This is a genomic window from Pseudomonas sp. PS01303, from assembly GCF_029959385.1.
Classification (GTDB): domain Bacteria; phylum Pseudomonadota; class Gammaproteobacteria; order Pseudomonadales; family Pseudomonadaceae; genus Aquipseudomonas; species Aquipseudomonas rustica.
The window spans coordinates 116,965-135,678 of sequence record NZ_JASCPK010000001.1 but is presented as its reverse complement, the minus strand read 5'-3'; the positions used below and the strand labels follow the sequence as shown (position 1 = coordinate 135,678).

The 18,714-nt window shown below is 47.9% G+C and carries 15 protein-coding genes and 1 pseudogene; 5 read left to right on the top strand and 11 right to left on the bottom strand.

The features are described 5' to 3' along the window. Positions 1-240: 240 nt before the first annotated feature. From QMX93_RS00645 to QMX93_RS00635, 3 genes and pseudogenes are all read right to left on the bottom strand, one after another. Positions 241-633, bottom strand: coding sequence for a hypothetical protein (locus QMX93_RS00645; RefSeq protein ID WP_140396033.1), 393 nt, complete (start codon positions 631-633; stop codon positions 241-243). 107 nt (positions 634-740) lie between these two features. Next, positions 741-1,300, bottom strand: a pseudogene (locus QMX93_RS00640) (arsinothricin resistance N-acetyltransferase ArsN1 family B). 141 nt (positions 1,301-1,441) lie between these two features. After that, positions 1,442-1,615 (bottom strand): hypothetical protein, encoded by a 174-nt coding sequence (locus QMX93_RS00635; RefSeq protein WP_230679402.1) that lies wholly within the window; start codon positions 1,613-1,615, stop codon positions 1,442-1,444. 326 nt (positions 1,616-1,941) lie between these two features. Here QMX93_RS00635 and QMX93_RS00630 point away from each other — a divergent pair, with 326 nt between their 5' ends. Next, positions 1,942-3,267, top strand: a complete 1,326-nt coding sequence (locus QMX93_RS00630; RefSeq protein ID WP_042561899.1) for an OprD family porin — start codon at positions 1,942-1,944, stop codon at positions 3,265-3,267. A 373-nt stretch (positions 3,268-3,640) separates the two neighbouring features. Here the strand turns inward: QMX93_RS00630 and QMX93_RS00625 are convergent, their stop codons facing one another. The 5 genes from QMX93_RS00625 to QMX93_RS00605 form a co-directional block, all read right to left on the bottom strand. Then, positions 3,641-3,973 carry a DUF2790 domain-containing protein gene (locus QMX93_RS00625; protein WP_042561900.1) on the bottom strand — a complete coding sequence of 111 codons (333 nt, stop codon included), beginning with the start codon at positions 3,971-3,973 and terminating at the stop codon, positions 3,641-3,643. Positions 3,974-4,124: 151 nt separating this feature from the next. Further along, a complete protein-coding gene (locus tag QMX93_RS00620) occupies positions 4,125-4,322 on the bottom strand; it encodes a co-regulatory protein PtrA N-terminal domain-containing protein (RefSeq protein WP_042561901.1) in 198 nt (65 codons plus the stop codon). Positions 4,323-4,464: 142 nt separating this feature from the next. Further along, a complete protein-coding gene (locus QMX93_RS00615; protein WP_042561902.1) occupies positions 4,465-7,632 on the bottom strand; it encodes a CusA/CzcA family heavy metal efflux RND transporter in 3,168 nt (1,055 codons plus the stop codon). 26 nt (positions 7,633-7,658) lie between these two features. Next, on the bottom strand, positions 7,659-8,882 hold the full coding sequence (locus tag QMX93_RS00610; protein WP_042561903.1) for an efflux RND transporter periplasmic adaptor subunit: 1,224 nt from the start codon (positions 8,880-8,882) through the stop codon (positions 7,659-7,661). A gap of 88 nt (positions 8,883-8,970) precedes the next feature. Further along, entirely contained in the window at positions 8,971-10,200 is a 1,230-nt protein-coding gene (locus tag QMX93_RS00605) for a TolC family protein (protein ID WP_225138954.1), read from the bottom strand. Between the two features lie 409 nt (positions 10,201-10,609). Between QMX93_RS00605 and QMX93_RS00600 the strand changes: the two genes are divergently transcribed. Then, positions 10,610-11,284 carry a heavy metal response regulator transcription factor gene (locus QMX93_RS00600; RefSeq protein WP_080896080.1) on the top strand — a complete coding sequence of 225 codons (675 nt, stop codon included), beginning with the start codon at positions 10,610-10,612 and terminating at the stop codon, positions 11,282-11,284. After that, positions 11,281-12,720, top strand: coding sequence for a heavy metal sensor histidine kinase (locus QMX93_RS00595; RefSeq protein ID WP_042561904.1), 1,440 nt, complete (start codon positions 11,281-11,283; stop codon positions 12,718-12,720). The genes QMX93_RS00600 and QMX93_RS00595 overlap by 4 nt, the downstream gene beginning before the upstream one ends. 596 nt (positions 12,721-13,316) lie before the next feature. Here QMX93_RS00595 and QMX93_RS00590 read toward each other — a convergent pair. Further along, the gene (locus QMX93_RS00590) at positions 13,317-13,994 is read right to left on the bottom strand and encodes a heavy metal response regulator transcription factor (RefSeq protein ID WP_042561905.1); all 678 of its coding nucleotides are present in this window, start codon (positions 13,992-13,994) and stop codon (positions 13,317-13,319) included. A gap of 952 nt (positions 13,995-14,946) precedes the next feature. Here QMX93_RS00590 and QMX93_RS00585 point away from each other — a divergent pair. Next, complete coding sequence (locus tag QMX93_RS00585) at positions 14,947-15,090, top strand: hypothetical protein (protein ID WP_155401178.1); 144 nt, start codon at positions 14,947-14,949, stop codon at positions 15,088-15,090. A 56-nt stretch (positions 15,091-15,146) separates the two neighbouring features. Continuing rightward, entirely contained in the window at positions 15,147-16,832 is a 1,686-nt protein-coding gene (locus QMX93_RS00580; protein ID WP_042561906.1) for a phosphoethanolamine--lipid A transferase, read from the top strand. Positions 16,833-17,071: 239 nt separating this feature from the next. Here QMX93_RS00580 and QMX93_RS00575 read toward each other — a convergent pair whose 3' ends face one another. Both QMX93_RS00575 and QMX93_RS00570 read right to left on the bottom strand, forming a co-directional pair. Beyond that, the gene (locus tag QMX93_RS00575) at positions 17,072-17,587 is read right to left on the bottom strand and encodes an ATP-dependent zinc protease (protein ID WP_155401179.1); all 516 of its coding nucleotides are present in this window, start codon (positions 17,585-17,587) and stop codon (positions 17,072-17,074) included. 61 nt (positions 17,588-17,648) lie between these two features. Next, positions 17,649-18,563, bottom strand: a complete 915-nt coding sequence (locus tag QMX93_RS00570; protein ID WP_042561907.1) for a cation diffusion facilitator family transporter — start codon at positions 18,561-18,563, stop codon at positions 17,649-17,651. Positions 18,564-18,714: the final 151 nt, after the last annotated feature.

Genomic DNA, 18,714 nt, shown 5'->3' with positions numbered 1-18,714 from the left:
GAGAGTGTGGAGTCTACAAAGTAACGCAGGAGCAAGAAAATTCTGGGTACCAACAACATAGTTTGACACAACCCATCGCGTAAATCGGGGTCTGTAGGATGATTCGCGATAAAGACAACAGCAACATAGATTGACACAGATGGGCTGCGCTTCAAATACAGGGCCGGGCTGCTCCCAACATAGTGTGACACCAACAACTGAAGTAAGCGGTCAGGAGGGGAGCAGCATAATCTGCGGTCTTCAGCACAAGCTCAGTGCGATGTCTAAATCTGTGCGCAACCTACGGCCGGCTCCCATAAGCACATAAACCGTATTTTTCGTCTCAAACAAGCAGTTGTGAGTGAAGGAAACCCCCAACGTTGATCTGACCCAATCACCAGGCGCAAAACGACCTTTTCTATCTTGGATAACCGTCAATGCGTAAACCAAGGCAGGGATAAGCCCTCTATCGGTGATGGCTATTCGTTGACGTGTTGTAACTTCGAGATCCAAGATTACCCAATCAGCAACAAGGCAATATGCACGGGAAGGAAAATGCAGACCTGCGAATGTCACTGCATCTAAATCGGGGAGTGGGCACCCGTTTATGTTTTCGCCTGCGGAAAGCAGCGAGGTAAACGCCGCCAAATTCATTCATCCCTCCAGCCGGTCGGTAAACTGACTCGAACGTGAATCATCCATAAGCATAGCTCTCAGCGAACAGCCTGGTACCGATGGCGACGAATAGTAGCCAGGTCGCCTCACACCTGGTTTCTCAACTCTCCCTTTATCTCACTGAACGGGATGATTTCTATTGGCGGCGTCACAGCACAAATCGGTTTACGCCAATAATCCACGCTATGCCATTGGCCGTGCTTGAACCCAACCTCTGGGTAGGTGCCGATGTGGGTGAACCCGAGTGCTTCATGGATACCTATACTTCCTGCGTTGGGTAAGGCAATGCCGGCATAGGCTGCATGAATCCCCTGTTTCTCTAGAACTGGTAGAAGCTGCTGATAAAGCGCACGACCAACCCCTTTTCGGTGCACAGCCGGATCAACATACACGGTGACATCCGCCGACCATCGATAGGCTTCTCTCGCTCGATGCTCGCTTGCGTAAGCGTATCCAACGACGTTGCCCTCCACCTCGGCTACCAGATAGGGATGCGGCGGTAGTGTTGCGGTTATTCTTGATGCCATCTCATCAACAGTCGGTGGTATCAGCTCGAACGAGATGACTGAGTTCAAACCATTGGAGCATAGATAATCTGGATGGCAGGGGCATCAGATGGTGTAGCAACCCTCACTTTGTAATTCATGTCTTTCCTTACTGCCCCTTTAAAAAATCGCGTTTGAAAGGCTGAACCACCTTAAGGCCTAGCCCTTCAGGATGTCGCGATAGGAACGTGAACTACGCCTTGAGCGGGCTTACCGCATCCACGAACCGTAGAGAGCACCGTTCAGTGAATTGTGAGCTTTTGCTCATGGGGACTAGGCTGCGGGATATCCACGACAACGTCTTTAGCACCGAGAACCTTCGCCAGGAACAGCGCCGTTAACCCACCGAAAAACTGCGCGATGATGAACAGCGCTACGTCTGACATCCGTATCCCCGAGAATGTATTGGTGAACACGCGAGCAATCGTCACCGCCGGATTCGCACTTAAAAACCAGTCGGACCCTACGCATGCGCTTCAAGTTTAAATCATGCCGCCCGTCAGGAGACACATGCGAAGATTCGTTGTAAATAGGAGCCACTCATCGGTGGGTATGTGCCGCAGAAATATTTTTTTGAAAAAAAATACAGACATTACAGAATTGTAATTCTTCAATCATCTCCCTGTTATCTTCAAATTGCAACGATACAAGTCGGCGACGATACGAAAGCGCAACGCGCTTTCCGTAAACAATAATTCCAGCCGAAGAACTTACTAGTTCTGCCAAACCTAAGGAGTGATTAATGGATAACAATACAAAATTCTCAATGGCCGCTTTAGCGTTGGTTGTCAGTTCTGGGCCTTCCATGGCATTCGCAGAGGAAAAGACTGGGGGATTTATCGAAGATAGTAGTCTTTCCGTGCTAAATCGAAATTTCTACTTCAATCGTGACCATCGTAACGGGCAATCAAGCCCCACAGGCAATGGTTATTCAGAGACTTGGTCGCACGCGATCATCAGTAAATTTGAATCCGGTTTTACTCAAGGCACTGTCGGTGTGGGCGTCGATGCTTTCGCGATGATTGGGTTGAAGCTTGATACGGGTGACGGTCGAAATGGTGGTCGTAGTTCGTTCGATGTACTGCCTGTCAATGGCGATGGTGAGGCTCGAGATGAGTACACAAAAGTCGGTGGGGCAGCAAAGGTTCGCGCTTTTGACACAGTAGTGAAAGTTGGTGATGTTTTTCCAGCGAACCCCGTCGTGGCTTCTGGCGACTCAAGACTACTACCCGAAAGTTTCCGCGGTGTAACCGCGACCAATACCAGCATTGAAGGACTGACTGTTCAAGGTGGTCGCCTGCACGCCATGAGCCAACCAGTCTCCAGCAATATGCGCGACAACTTCGCGACATTCTATGCAGGGCCTGTTAATTCACCTTGGGTAGGCTATTTCGGCGGCGACTACAACGTTAACAAAAATATCATCGTTAGTCTCTATTCCAGTCGCCTCAAAGACGCTTGGAATCAATACTATGCGGGCACGGGATTGAATTACTCACTGTCTGATCAGCTTTCTGTATTCGGGGGCGTGAATTACTACAAGGCCGTTGATGAAGGAAAGAAACTGCTGGGAGAATTCGACAACAATATTTGGAGCGCTAAAGTTGGCGTGAAGTATGGTGCGCACTCACTTGCACTTTCTCACCAGCGAAATAATGGTAATGACGACTTCGACTATCTGCGTCAGTCGGACTCTATCTTTCTCGACAACTCGATCCAATACAGCGATTTTAACTCGCCAAAAGAACGTTCGTGGATGGTTCGCTACGACCTCGACATGAGCTCGTACGGCGTACCAGGCCTGTCGTTTATGACACGTTATGGTCGCGGCACCGACGCTGACTATTCCAACGCTAACGCAACATACATGAGGCGCGATGCAGACGGGAACCCGTTGACAGATCAGAAACGTTGGGAGCGCGACATTGAGGTGAAGTACGTCGTTCAGACAGGTTCCTTGAAAGATATGTCTTTCCGCTTGCGGCAAGCGAATACTCGCGCAACCGCTTTTGAATCGGATCTGGATGAGGTCCGTGTGATTGTTGAGTACCCACTCGCCATTCTGTAATACCTAAACGGGAAAATTCTCGGTTCTTCTAAATTGTCCCATTTTTGATTGAAAATTTCAAAATTGTAATTTTTCAATCATCTCCACGTTAACTAGGATTGCTTATAGTGAGTGGGAGTTATTAGGAATCTAGCTAGCGCATCTGGTTAGATCTCTACAGACAAGTAGCAAGCCTGTGAAAATCTGGAAACTCATTGTTGTTCAGTTAAAGCTACAATTTCACCTTTAGAAGCTCCTTCGGAAAAGGGTGAATTTTTAAGACGTCCCTCGGGACGTCTTTTTTATACCTGTTCGAAGCGAATCTAAAAAACGCCCGATTCCTATTTTTCATATCAGTCGAGCGTTATAGATTGTTCAGATAGTAGGATAGCTACTAGCCACCACGTTTGCGACACTCTCCAGCCACAGTGTACCTAATCGTATTTAGCTGCCCATTTGAATCTTCATAAGTCATGGCGGCTGGCACCACCGCGCAGACTTTTGCAGGCCGCACCACACTGATCACTTTCACAACATCCATCTTCATTCCGTACTCGTATTGTTTCGCTACAGGTGCGCTTTTCCCTTGGCTAATAGCATACTGCTCCATAGCTTTAGCATTAGCCGCCATCATTTTCTCAAAGGTTTTGTCTCCTCCCCCTTCAGCAGAGACAAGAGAGGATAACGCCAGAGTTCCAGCGAGAGTAATAATGCTCATGAATTTCATATTGAGTACCTCATATATTAACAGTTACCAGAATATCAACTAGAACATTGCGTAGGTGTGGCGCCAGGATTACCGATGTCCAATCTGCCATCCAAAAAAAACCGCAACCGGAAACCGGAAGCGGTTTTTTTTATTCAGCGTACTGCTACATTTACATTTCATCAGTCTCATCTTTAGCATCACTTGACACTACTGGCTCGATTTTTCCTTCTTTAGCCACGTACTTCTCCATTGCTAGATCATTTGCGACCATCATTTTCTCAAAGGTTCTGTCTCCGCCACCTTCGGCTAAAGCAACTGAAGAAAGGACTAAAGCACTCGCAAGAGCAAAAATTTGAGCAATTTTCATACTGACACCTCATCTAGTTGACACTCTTAGGGTATCAATTCGAACCTATCAACACGGTGGCGCCTAGATTACAGATTCGTTATGTTGCGCACATAAAAAAGCCCCCCATCGAATCTCGATAGGAGGCTTTGAGAAAACTAAATTATATGGATGCTATTTTGTCGTCTTTGGTTTCTTCCTCGTCTCGGCGGTGCACCCATTGATAAAGAGCAGGCAGTATCAGCAGAGTCAACACAGTTGAGGATAGGATTCCCCCGATTACTACGGTAGCTAGGGGTCTTTGAACCTCTGCCCCCGTTCCGGTTGCCAGTGCCATCGGAATAAACCCAAGAGAGGCCACGAGAGCTGTCATCAACACCGGACGTAAACGTGTGAGAGCCCCTTCATTAATTGCGGAACTTAAAGAATGTCCTTCCTCGCGTAGATTACGTATGAAAGCGATCATCACCAGACCGTTTAGCACCGCCACTCCCGACAACGCGATGAAACCAACACCTGCCGAGATCGATAGCGGGATGTCTCTCAGCCATAAAGCCATGACACCCCCTGTCAATGCGAACGGAATACCAGTAAACACCAGTAGGCCATCCTTGAGGTTGTTGAACATCATGAACAAGAGTGCGAACACCAGAAGCAGGGCAACCGGCACTACAATCTGTAGTCGCTTGGCAGCGGATTGGAGCTGCTCGAACTGCCCTCCCCAAGTGGTCCAGTAACCGGATGGGATTTGCACTTCCTTATCAATGGCGCTACTGGCCTCCTGTACAAAAGAGCCGATATCACGCCCACGCACGTTGGCGCTGACGATCACCAGACGCTTGCCGTTTTCTCGGCTGACCTGGTTAGGTCCCAACACTAGATCGAGGGTCGCCACCTCTGAAAGAGCTATGAATCCGATCTGGTCAGCATTGGTGTTGAGCAACGCCGGTACCGGGATTAGCAATGTGGACAATCCCTCGAGATCCTTACGCATCGCGTCGGATAAACGCACCACCATGTCAAATCGGCGGTCTCCCTCATACATCGTACCGGCTTGTCGACCGCCAACTGCCACCGCAATGGTGTCTTGCACGTCGCCTACGTTGAGTCCGTAACGGGCGGCTTTGTCGCGGTCGATGTTGATGGTCAGTACCGGCAGTCCCGACGTTTGCTCAACTTTGACCTCGGAGGCACCATTGATCTTCAGCATTGATGCGGCGATTTTTGCAGCGGTGCCGTTGAGCACCGCCATGTCATCACCGAATACCTTGACCGCCACATCACTACGTACGCCTGAAATCAACTCGTTGAAACGCAGTTGAATAGGCTGAGAAAGCTCATAGTTGCTTCCGGGCATCGCAGCTGCAGCTTTTTGAATATCGTCTATCAATGCCTCCCTTGATTTATTCGGATCAGGCCATTGACTCTTCGGCTTGAGCATCACATAGCTGTCAGAAATGTTTGGAGGCATTGGATCGGAGGCAATTTCGGCAGTACCTGTACGACCAAACATCCGTTTGACCTCCGGTACTTTTGCCAATACCAGGGTTTCAAGGCGTTGCTGCATCTCTACCGATTGCGTCAGGCTGGTACCTGGGACACGCAATGCTTGCAACGCGAAATCGCCTTCGCTGAGACTCGGCACAAACTCACTACCCATCCGACTTGCGACCACACCGCATATTGTGATCACGCCTAATGCCATGGCGAATGCCAACGATCGATGGCCCATGACCCAGTCCAAAGCTGGAGCATACATCCGGCGGGCGCCACGCATGATGACGTTTTCTTCTTCCTTGACCTTGCCGGTCACGAACATCGCAATCGCAGCAGGGACAAAAGTTACTGACAACAACATCGCCCCCAGTAAGGCGATCACTACGGTGAAGGCCATCGGGTGGAACATTTTTCCTTCGACGCCAGTAAGCGCAAAAATCGGTAGGTACACGACCATAATGATCAACTGACCGAAAATTAATGGTCGGCGTGCTTCCTTGGCAGCAGCGAATACTTCGTGAAAACGTTCAGAGCGAGTGAGGATGCGCCCGTGGTGTTGCTGCGCATGGGCCAAACGCCTGATGGCGTTTTCAACAATTACCACCGCACCGTCGACGATGATGCCAAAGTCCAAAGCCCCAAGGCTCATCAGGTTGGCGCTAACTTTATTGGTAAACATGCCGGTGAATGTGAACAACATAGCGAGCGGGATAACCATGGCAGTGATCAGCGCTGCACGTATATTTCCCAAGAACAGGAATAGAATCGCAATCACTAGGATTGCACCTTCGATCAGGTTCTTTTTTACCGTGGCAATCGCCTTGTCCACAAGATTGGTACGGTCATAGACAGTGACTGCTACAACCCCTTTTGGCAGTGAACGGTTGATTTGCTCAAGCTTGTTGGCAACGGCCTGCGCCACGGTGCGGCTGTTCTCGCCGATTAGCATGAACACTGTGCCGAGCACCACTTCACGACCGTTTTCGGTCGCTGCTCCCGTGCGCAATTCACGGCCGATATCCACGGTTGCAACATTCTTCACACGTATTGGCGTACCGTCGACATTGGCCATGACGATATTGGCGATATCGTCGGTGGTTGCTACTTGACCAGGTGCACGAATCAGTAACTGTTCGCCGCTGTGCTCGATGTAACCGGCACCGACGTTAGCGTTGTTGCGCTCCAGCGCTGTAACAAGGTCAGTCAGCGTGAGCTTGTAAGCGGCCAAGCGTTTTGGATCGGGCGCAATCTGATACTCCTTGGCAAACCCGCCAATGGTATTGATTTCGGCGACCCCAGGAACATTGCGCAGTTGAGGCTTGATGATCCAGTCTTGAATCACCCTCAGGTCGGTCGGCGTATAGGGACTGCCGTCCTCCTTGACAGCCCCCTCTTCAGCCTCGACCGTCCACAGGAAAATCTCACCAAGACCGGTTGAGATCGGTCCCATGACAGCTTCCACACCTTCTGGCAGTTGCTCTTTGGCCACCTGTAATCGTTCGTTGACCAATTGCCGAGCGAAGAAGAGGTCCGTGCCCTCTTTGAAAATAACAGTAACTTGCGACAAACCCGAGCGTGACAGCGAACGAGTTTGTTCTAGAGCCGGTAAACCAGCCATTGCTGTTTCGATGGGGAACGTGATGCGTTGTTCGGTTTCCAGTGGTGAAAAACCTGCTGCCCCCGTGTTGATTTGCACCTGGACGTTGGTGATATCGGGAACCGCGTCGATCGGCAGCTTCTGATAGCTTGCTATACCGAGGCCGGCCATGAGGAAAACCGCGAGCAGTACGATAATGCGCTGCTCGATGGCAAATTGGATCAGGCGTTCGAACATGAGAACCTTCTCGTGGAAATGGCGGATCAGTGGGCGTGTTCAGCCGAGGCTTTACCCAATTCTGATTTCAAAATGAAACTACCGGCGGCGGCGATTTGAGCTCCGGGCTCCAGGCCTTCCTTGATCTCGACCAGACCCGCCGAACGACCACCTGTCTCCACTGGCTGAGCTCTAAACCCGTCCTCCGTTCGAACGAAAACAGTTTGCTTGTCCTCGACCGTCTGAAGAGCCGCCTCTGGTACAGCGACCTTTGTCTGCCGAGTACCGGTGTCAACCTGCACGGTCACAAATAGCCCCGGACGCCATGCACCTTGTGGATTTTCCAATGTCACGCGGACCGTGGCTGTACGGGTTTGCTCGCCCAACAAACTGCCGACATAGGCCACGGTTCCAGTGACTTCAGCATTCAACTCCGGCGCACTGACCTTGACCGATTTGCCTACGAGTACCTTGTTCAAATCCTTTGGTGAGACTCCAAAGGTCACCCACACACGCGACAAGTCGGAGAGCGTAAAGGCATTGGTGGTTTCGCTGACAACTTCACCGAGGGCCAAATGTTTCTCGACTACAACCCCGTCAAACGGCGCACGCAATTCATATCGATTACCCCCGCTGGCGACCGAGCTACCACTCAGTACGCTAATTTTTTGCCGAGCATTGCTGAGAGCAATTTCAGCTTCTTGCAAAGCCTGGCGGGCTTGCAGGAAGTCCTGTTCTGCAGAGATTTTGTCCTGCCATAACTGTCGCTCTCGCTCGTAGGTAGTACGCGCCAACTCAAGACGACGTTGCGCAGCGGCTTGTTCACTGCGCTGATCAGAAATTTGTTGGCTAGCGATTACGGCCAGCAACTGACCTTTTTTCACTGGTTGACCAAGATTGGCATGAACCGACTCAACGACACCAGGTACGCGGGGCACCACGTGCGCAGTGCGGTCTTCATCAAAACGGATTTCTCCAGGAAAGGGCAATGAAAGGCTGATGCTCTGCGCTTTCGCTTCAACCAGTTGGATGCCGGCAGAGCTGATCTGCTCTTCGCTCAGAGTCAAATGACCCTCTTCAGCTTCGCCTTCTGCGTGTTCGCCCTCGGCCGGTTTTCCGTCAGCAGTTTCATCGCCGTGATCGTCATAGCCTTTGCCCTCCTGAGTCTGAGCTTCAGCTGAAGGCACCGATGGGCTTGTCATCCAAAACGAACCGATGCCTATACCTATTGCCAAGGTTAGTGCCGAGACGAGGATTAGTTTTTTATCCATGGAGACTCCCTGCGCAACCCAGTCGGCATTCACGGATTAACGTGGTATTGCGATACTGAGCAGCGGTAAAAAAAGCGTTATATGAAATTCACGGGGTACGAGTGAGAATGGCAACATCACCGAAAATTCGCTCGATACGCACCCAGGCGTCTGTCGCCTCGGCGATGGCTTGGATGTATTGCGTGCGAGCGCTAATCAATGTGCGCTGAGCATCGAGCACGTCGAGAAAGTTAAACTTACCCATTTCGAAACCTCGGGTAGCGGTATCGACGGCACTTTGCGCTGCAGGCAGGATGGTTTGATTGAACGACGCCACTTCAGTGTTAGCAGTCAGCCACTGATCTAAGGTGGTTTGGATCTCTGTGCGCAGTCGTAACTCACTGGCATTCCGAAGGTCGCGAGATTGATCGGCACGGCGGGCTGCGGCCAGTACGTTGCCTTGGTTACGGTTAAACAACGGGATGGGCATAGATAGCCCTACGACATTCACCCGCTCGCGCTCACGCTCGTCGTATTGACTCCCGATACTCACGGTCAGGTCCGGAATTCGACGAGCCTTCTCAAGACCAAGAGAGGCTTCCCGCTGATCTATTTGCAGTTTTGCTAATCGTAGCTCTGCAGTTTCACCAATTCGGCTAAACAGCAGCGACGAATCGGGCACGGTTGGCATCGACCGATTTGGATCACCCACGGACACAAATGCAGGCAAAGGCGCCCCCATGACCTGAGCGAGTCTCTGGTAGGCACTGGCCTCATCCCGCTCAGCCCGCCTCAACTCTAGGCGCACTTCTGATAGCTGAACCTCTGCGCGCGTACCTTCAACGGGTGAGGATTTGCCACTCTTGATGCGACCTTGCGCTGCACGCAAACCGCGCTCGGCGAGCTCAAGTGATTGACGTGACAGCAGCAGTCTTTGCTGAGCCGTTGAGGAACTATAAAAAGCCTGAATGACATCGGCACGCAGAACGTTACGCTTGCGCTCCAACTCAATCCCCGCTGCGTCCTGAGCTCTATTGGCCACTTCAATCCTAGCTCCACGCTTACCGCCAAGCTCTATCGGCTGGCTGATCATTACCGTCGTGGTGCGCGAGTTTCGCCGAGTATCTTCAGCCTCCCAGGAAACCTCAGGGTTTGGAATCAATCCAGCCTGCTGTCGCTCTCCCTGAGCAATACCTGTCTCCCATTGAGCGGCCGCTAGGTCTGGGTTGTTGGAAAATGCAGTTTCAAGCGCTTGATCCATTGTAAGCATTTGAGCGTTTGCGGCTAACAAAGGAGCATTCAAAAGAGCAAGGATCGAAATAAGACCTGCTTGTAGCATGGTTTTATGCGTGATTGGGTGAGCAATAAACTTTCTAAACCGAAGTAATTCCATCATTCCCCAAAACCTTTATACAAAAAGAATTTCCCATGAGGCAAATATAATTCCGTACACCTATCAACAAGGTGACTGAAGAATTACAAATACGTTATCTAACGAATAAGCCTCACTTAATGCATTAGGATTAGGGCAATAAGTGCTCGCACCAAGCGACATCCCTAGACAAAAACGGGAGGCGGCTCTTGTACTACAGGGTGACGAGGGTCGCACGAAACCTTGTTAGTTTTAAACTCTATGATCCCAGAAAATTAAAAATGCAACCAGAATCCAACGTTTAAACAGATGGTTAACTTTAAACAGATTCTACGAAAAGAGCCATTACGAACCACTTTAAGAAGGGTTAATTCCTATGCGTATTCTTGTGATAGAGGACGAGCCAAAGACTGCTGAATACTTACATCAGGGTCTAACTGAAAGTGGCTATATTGTAGATTGCGCATCGACAGGAGCTGATGGACTCCATCTGGCACGGCAGCAAGCTTATGATCTGGTATTACTTGACGTAAATCTTCCTGAAATGCACGGATGGGACGTTCTTGAAAATATTCGGCGGTCTAGCAGTACTAGGGTAATGATGCTTACTGCAAGAGGACGCTTAGAAGATAAAATTAGAGGATTGGATCTGGGGGCTGATGACTATCTTGTCAAGCCATTTGAATTTCCAGAGTTGCTGGCAAGAGTACGCACTCTAATGCGTCGTAGCGAACACATACCAATTCAAGAAGTGTTAAAAGTTGCTGATCTTGAACTTGATCAAGGAAGGCATCGCGCATTTCGCGGAAAACAACGCATAGATTTGACGACGAAAGAATTCGCACTGCTCCATCTATTAATGCGTCAATCTGGAGAGGTGTTATCTCGTACTCAGATCATTTCATTGGTTTGGGACATGAATTTTGATTGCGACACCAATGTTGTCGAAGTTTCGATACGTAGGCTCAGAGCTAAAATAGATGACCCATTTGAAACTAAATTAATCCATACGCTCCGCGGCGTAGGTTATGTACTGGAGGAGAGAAAATGAAGCAAGTCAGCCTGTCAATGCGATTGGGTTTGACAGTAAGTATAATGGGAGCAGTACTAGTAGTTTCTTTAGCGATTCTGGCCTATTTAGCGCTTACCCACGAGCTTGATTTGCGTGCAAAAAACAGCTTAGAAAAGAAAATGAATCAAATTGAGCACAGTTTACTGATGGATATCAGTACTAGCAACATGAGCCTAAAGCCACACGCACTATTAGATCAAGTGCTAGGGCATGACAATCTTAATCTCACTATTTTTGATGATGAAAATCTGAGTGTCCCTGTCCTGAGTTTTGGAGCAGATATAACCGTAGTTTCTAGGAGCAAAATCGGAGCAACCGATAGCACTAAGATTTCTTACTACTCCTCGGCACAGGAAAGCGAAAATCACATCCTCACAGCAGCGAAACTCATGAGGCTAAAAGATGGTGAATTCGTATCAGTCTTGCTGACTATGGACCGCTCGAATGATGAATCACTGTTAAGCTCTTATTTGAGTTCAACCATCGTAGCGGTTCCGCTGTTGTTGATCCTTATTGGTATCAGTGCTTGGGCGATAGTGCAACGCGGATTGTCCCCACTCCGGGAATTCTGTGAAGTTGCGGGAATGGTATCAACCCAAGATCTCAGTCACCGACTCTCCGTTGTCAATATGCCCCAAGAGATCAGTGAGCTAGCTCATGGCATAAATTTCATGCTTCACCGACTTGATAGCGGAGTCCAACAACTCACTCAGTTTTCAGATGATTTGGCGCATGAGTTGCGGTCACCGATTACGAACCTTATGGGGAAAGCACAGGTAACTCTTTCTCGTGATCGCTCAGTAAAGGAGTATAAGTCTGTACTAGAGTCTTGCACCGAAGAGTTGGGGCGAGTCACTAGAATTATATCTGATATGCTTTTTTTAGCCCAAGTAAGTCACCCAGCCGCACTTGTACCATTCGAAAACATTTTGCTGGAAGACGAAGCTTTAAAAGTAATTGATCTTTTTTCTCTTTCGGCTGAAGAAAAGTGCGTCGGCATAACCGTCAGTGGTCAGGGCAAAGTTTCAGGCGATCGACTCATGATTCAGCGCGCCATTTCGAATCTTTTATCAAACGCCATTCGTCACTGCCCGATAGAAGAGTCGGTTGTTATTTCCATTGAAACGCGAACCGAAGAAGTCTCCCTTTCAATAAGCAATCCCGGAGTGGGAATTGAACGCCATCACTTGCTTAATATCTTCGATCGTTTCTATCGAGTGGATAATAGTCGCTCACGAGCTGAAGGTGGCACTGGATTAGGATTGGCTATTGTCCGATCTATCATGAGCCTCCATCATGGAACAGCAGATGTCTTTAGTATACCAGGGCATCCGACAACCTTCAGAATTACATTCCCGAAGAACATTTCAACTAGTAACTTAAACTCTCAAAGACCGGGGGAGGTTTTTAGTTAGGATTTAATTTAATCAAAAGCAATATAAAACAGCTTGGCTGCACGAGTCAGATCACTAGGTAATATATAAGTGGGGATCGATGCTTAAAAACCCAAAGACAACATTACTCTTTTTGCTCAGCCAGAGATGAAACCGATGACTCACCAATGGATAGTGAAGATTTAATAGCCCTGTGCAAAATATAACCTTCGTCAAGATACATTACTAGTGCCCAAGAGCAATCCAACGTGAACATCTATTGGTACCGATCTTTGTGACACCCACCTATTACGCAGGTTGATCATGCCTTCATGGATAATCACTCGAGAGTGTGTGGTTTTGCAGATATAGCGTCGCAACCCCCTACTTCGGAATTAAGCTAAATTCAGCATGTTTATTCTAAACTGCAAATCGTATAGACTTTCGTGCAATCTAGATTTTAACGTTATCTTAAGCGCTTGGTGCAAAATTAAATACCTACTGCAGAACCATTCCGCTTCCTGAGACAATTTTAGAGATTACATAACTGCCTTTCTATAATCAATATTTTCAGCGCGTTTAATTTAGTGCAATCCAATTATTTCGCACAATATCAAAATAAGAATGGCTAAACGGGGTTAATGGGCACGCGACTCAAGGACATATCCAGCACCTCGCAATGTATGGATAAGCTTGTCGTCAAAAGGATCATCAATTTTAGCTCGAAGCCTCCTCATTGCTACTTGAACAACGTTCGTGTCGCAATCACTACTCAGACCCCAGACAGAAGACTTAATCTGCGTGCGCGATAGCGTCGTGCCTGATTGACACATCAAAAAGTGTAGCAAGGCGAACTCCTTGTTAGTCAGGTCAATTCGCTGGTTAGCGCGAAAGGCCCTGTGCCTACCCAGATCGAGCTCCAAATCGCCAACGCGAAGCACATTTAGCGATGCCGACGACCCAGTTCGACGCATTAAAGTACGGACTCTAGCTAACAACTCAGGAAACTCAATTGGTTTGACCATGTAATCGTCAGCGCCTAGATCAAAACCCAAGACTTTATCCTCAACACTACCTTTCTCGGTAAGCATCATGATCGGGGTAATAATTACCTCGCGAATACTTACAAGTAGATCCCAGTCGTCACTTTGCGGGGGGTTTACGTCTAGTACTACAAGGTCATAAGCCTGTTGGGAGACTAAGTTTATGCCATCGATTCCGTTTTGTATGCAATCAACGATAAAGCCGCTTTCAGTCAGACCCTGGCGCAAATAATGAGCGGTTTTCGGATCGTCTTCTATTATCAAGATACGCATTTATTATAAAGTCTCGATACTAATTGAAAATACCACAACACTCATTTAGGCAACTTTACTCACCGGTTCACTTTAGCATCTCAACTGGATGAGTTAAGCCATTACAGAATATCGCGCATTTTTTCAGTATCTGTTAAATGAGTGAATTGAGACACACGACCATACGGCAAATGGATTTTAGACTACTTGATGACGATAGATGGTCTTATTACAAATTTGTAATTCTTCAGTCACCCTCGCGATAACTCTTATGCAGTACATTGAGCATGCAATATATCTAAACACTCTAGACGCTGCAGATGTCCCTACTGTTAAACGATGAAAACGGCGCGCCTTGGGGGCGAAAATTTTGTGATGCCATCTCGCATTAGAAAAATGTTGTGGTCGGCTGATTCCCTGCCTCGGGAATCATTGATGACGACCGCGCATGAGCCAGCCAATGTAAGACGAGGAACAGTCACCAACCCGTATTATCAAATGAGCCAAGACTCGCAGACGCCGAGCGGGAAATACAGAATAGCGCAGCCAGGCTTTAACAGAGTTTGAACCCCGATGCCGTACTAAAAACGGCTGCCAAAGCTTTCAACGAATATTTGAAATCAACTGCAAGGCGTCGCCTGACTCCGAGGAGTGTGCGTTATGCGAGTACGGCGATGTTTCGCGCAATGAGGATTATCGGCATTCGAAAGTGGTGAACTTGGTAAGCGCATCAAGACCGCTTTGGTCTCTCATCCGCAACTAGAATTCCTTTTTAGACAACTAGTCGCGCCTATCAGAATAGTGATCTAAACAATTTCATCACCTATGCCTTCGATACTAAGACAGATGCGCAACGTCAGCAAGAAAACCATACCCCCGCGACCCAACCACCATCATTTCGCTCCAAAAAAAATTGTTTTTTAAGTCAAGTCGAGCGGATCTATCAGTACAACACTTACTTGGGGGGCATCTCATGAAAAAAATCCTCATCGGTTTTGGCGTTTTGGCGGTTTGGCTAATCGTGGAGCTTCAACCAACCGAGGAAAGCGTTGAGGGTCACTGGTGCATCCATGAATTACATCGCTCTGTTGCTGATTTTTTCTTCCCTAAAACGTAGCGGCAGTCCAGTGACAGTTTGCGCGCACGATCATGTCGAGATATTCCGAGATACCCATGAATAAAAAAATACCAATTCTGAGTACGAAAATTATACTCAGTAGCAATCAATTAATTATTGCAGTTTCAACTTGGCTTCTGTTGTTCAGTAACTGGCCATTTTGGCGAGTTGTTTGGAAAAGCGTGGGAGGCCTACAAGACGGAAGCATCTTATTTGTGCTTAGCCTGCCTTGGTTCGTGTTGATGTGGCTGTACGTGTTACTCAGCGCGATGGCTTGGGGACGCTTCATAAAGCCTGTGCTAGCCATTGTTCTGTTGGTTGCGGCAGCAGCGAGTTACTTTATGAATAGCTACGGCATTGTAATTGACTACAGCATGCTAACGAATGTTATTCAAACAGACATCTCTGAGACCACGGACCTGCTGAACTGGGAGTTACTGCGATGGATGCTGGGTTTTGGTGTTCTACCGGTGCTGCTTATCACCCGAGTCCGTTTGATACAACGATCGCGCACCCGCGCGCTTGCTCATCGATTGATGGGGCTGGCGGTAGCACTTACCTGTTTGGCAATCATCGTATTTACGCTTTACCAATCTTATGCATCGCTCGTACGTAACCATCGCGAACTCAGATTGATGTTAGTTCCTTCGAATGTGGTTTCGGCAATCCATGGGTATATGCGTCGCCAGCTAGCACAGCCCACAGAACTAAAAATCATTGGTGCTGATGCCCGCCAAGGAGAAACTACTGCGAGTGTAAAAAAATCACGCCTGACGTTGTTAATTGTGGGTGAAACCGCTAGGTCCGCGAACTTCTCGCTTAATGGCTACACACGCGATACCAATCCGGAATTGACTCGGCGTGGTGTCTTAAGTTTTACCAATGTCAGTTCATGTGGAACAGCTACGGCAATCTCCTTACCTTGCATGTTCTTGGATGCGGGTAAACAAGGCTATAAAGACGGTATGGCGTTACGGAGAGAAGGCTTATTAGACGTGTTGCAGCGGGCCGGAGTATCGGTACTTTGGAGAGATAACAATTCGGGTTGTAAAGGTATTTGTGACCGAGTAAAAAATGAGAAATTGAACAATCAGAAAACATCAGGATTATGCAGAGCAGGCGAGTGTTACGACGAAGTCTTATTGCAAGACCTGCAAGCTTACTTGGATCAACAACAGGGTGATTCAGTCGTGGTTCTCCACATGAAAGGTAGTCACGGCCCATCCTACTACAAGCGCTACCCACGCGAATTCGAGCGATTTGGTCCCGTTTGTGATAATAACCAACTAGAGCGATGTACGCGCGAGAGCATAGTCAGTGCCTATGATAACAGTATCGTGTATACAGACTATGTACTTGGACAAACGATTGACTTGCTAAAGCGCAACGCTGAGCGCTTTGATACGGCTATGCTTTACGTCTCTGATCACGGTGAGTCTCTCGGCGAGAACGGGATATACTTGCACGGACTGCCTTATGCTATGGCGCCCAAAGAGCAGACTAGCATTCCCATGGTTCTCTGGATCTCCAAAAACATGCAATCTCGTCAAAAACTAGACGTTCAATGCTTGAGGGAACAGCGAGGCGCATCACTATCCCATGACAACTTATTCCATTCGATATTAGGATTGATGAATATCCAAACTTCGGCATATCGACCTGAGCTTGATCTGTTTAGCGCATGTCAATCCAAAGCCTTGGCCTCATTAAAACTTACTTCAATGACTGGCCAGCAGCAGTAATAGCAGCCAACTAGTGGCAAGAATGAAGTCTAAAGATCATCATTAAAATTAACGCACACTCCACTCAGAGCCATTCATATTAGAATGGTAAGTTTTCAAGCATCTAAAAAAACTGCGACCGACTGTCCGTCTTTTTATTTGACGATTCAGTCGGCCTTTGCAACACTCAATACGAGTATGCCTTCCAGGTGCTTTGCAAATAAAGTAACTCTAAAACTATAATATAAATATATTTAAAATTAACTGCAGTGGGGTTCCTCGGTGAATTTGCGCGAAACATCGACCGCTCCCAAAGCTTCCAATGTTCGGCGTCCTATCAGTACGGGATAGTTCATCTCGCCTCGATCTTTCAGAGAAAATTCCTCTTTATAAATTTTATCTCCTATGCACATCGTCATCATGACGACTGGACGATGTTCAGCGCCGCCGGCACCTCTAACTTTTACATTTCGTTCAATCCGTCGTTCGAAGAGTGCGCTACTCACCTTCTTAGTTTTGGTGTCTTTGACTTTAACGTTAAACCGAATCCATTCTTCTCCATCTTTTTGGAATCTTTTTAAGTCCTTCGCATCCATGGATGACGTAAGAGCCCCAGTATCCAACTTTATTTTCACGGCGATATTTTCTGGTAAAAGTATCCCTTCTTCAATCCACCCGAATACCTTTTCTGGTCTAGCCGGGCTCGACAAAACCGGCTCTACTGTTAGAGACAAAAGCATTATCAGCAGAGCACAATTTAAAATAATTTTTTTCATTTTAACTAGCCCTCTGGGGTGGATCCCCGAAATAACAACTTGTCTTAAAAATGGAACTCAATTAGTGGACCTTGCCTTCATAATCGTCAACTAATTGGCTATGGAAATCTGCTTTTTCCATTTGTACAGTAGTATGACTGATCTGAAACTCTTCACTCATAAGCGACGTGACTTCAGTTAAAATATCTTGTTCACTGCGGGAGGTATAGTCAGCGACCAGGTGAACGCTCATTACACTCTTACCACTGGTTAAAGCCCATATATGCAAATCGTGCACATTTTTTACTCCTACGATTCCGTATATTTTCGCCTCCACCTTTTGAATATCGATGCCCTCTGGAACGCCCTGCAGTAATATATTCATGCTTTCCTTGAGCAGTGACCAAGTCCTAGGCAGCACCCAGAATCCGATACCTGCTGCAACAAGTGAATCAACCCAACTCCAACCGGTGAAGCGGATTACAAGCGCTGCAATGATGACGCCAATAGACCCCACCATATCGCTCCAAACCTCTAAATAAGCGCCCTTCACATTGAGACTTTCCCCACTAGCGGCACTCAACAGACGCATTGAAATGAGGTTAACTATCAGTCCCATCACTGCAATTACTAACATGCCCGTCGACTGAATTTCTGCGGGGGCGTTAAGTCGAAGATACGCTTCATAGACAATGTATATAGCGACTAAAAACAACAAGACAGCATTGAATGTGGCTGCAAGTATTTCGAATCGTGCATACCCGAACGTGCGCTTCCTGTCAGCAGAGCGTTTGGCAATATGAATAGCCAGCAAGGATATTGCCAAAGCCACAACGTCTGTCAGCATATGCGCAGCATCCGACAGTAAGGCTAGGCTGCCCGTGACAAAGGCTCCGATGACCTCAGCAATCATAAAACTTGTCGTCAGGGCGAGTGCGATCCATAACATCTTTTCATGACCCGCACGTACTTGACCGTGACTGTGCCCTGAACTCATGATTTTTCCCCAAATGTAGCCTAATGAAGATCCAACGAGTGGACTGTAGAATATAAAGACCTACTAGCACCCAAACCGTTCCATATCATCAAACCAATCATTCAAAGGTGGATACTGGTTTGATGTAGTATTCAGATCATAAGCGAGAAAT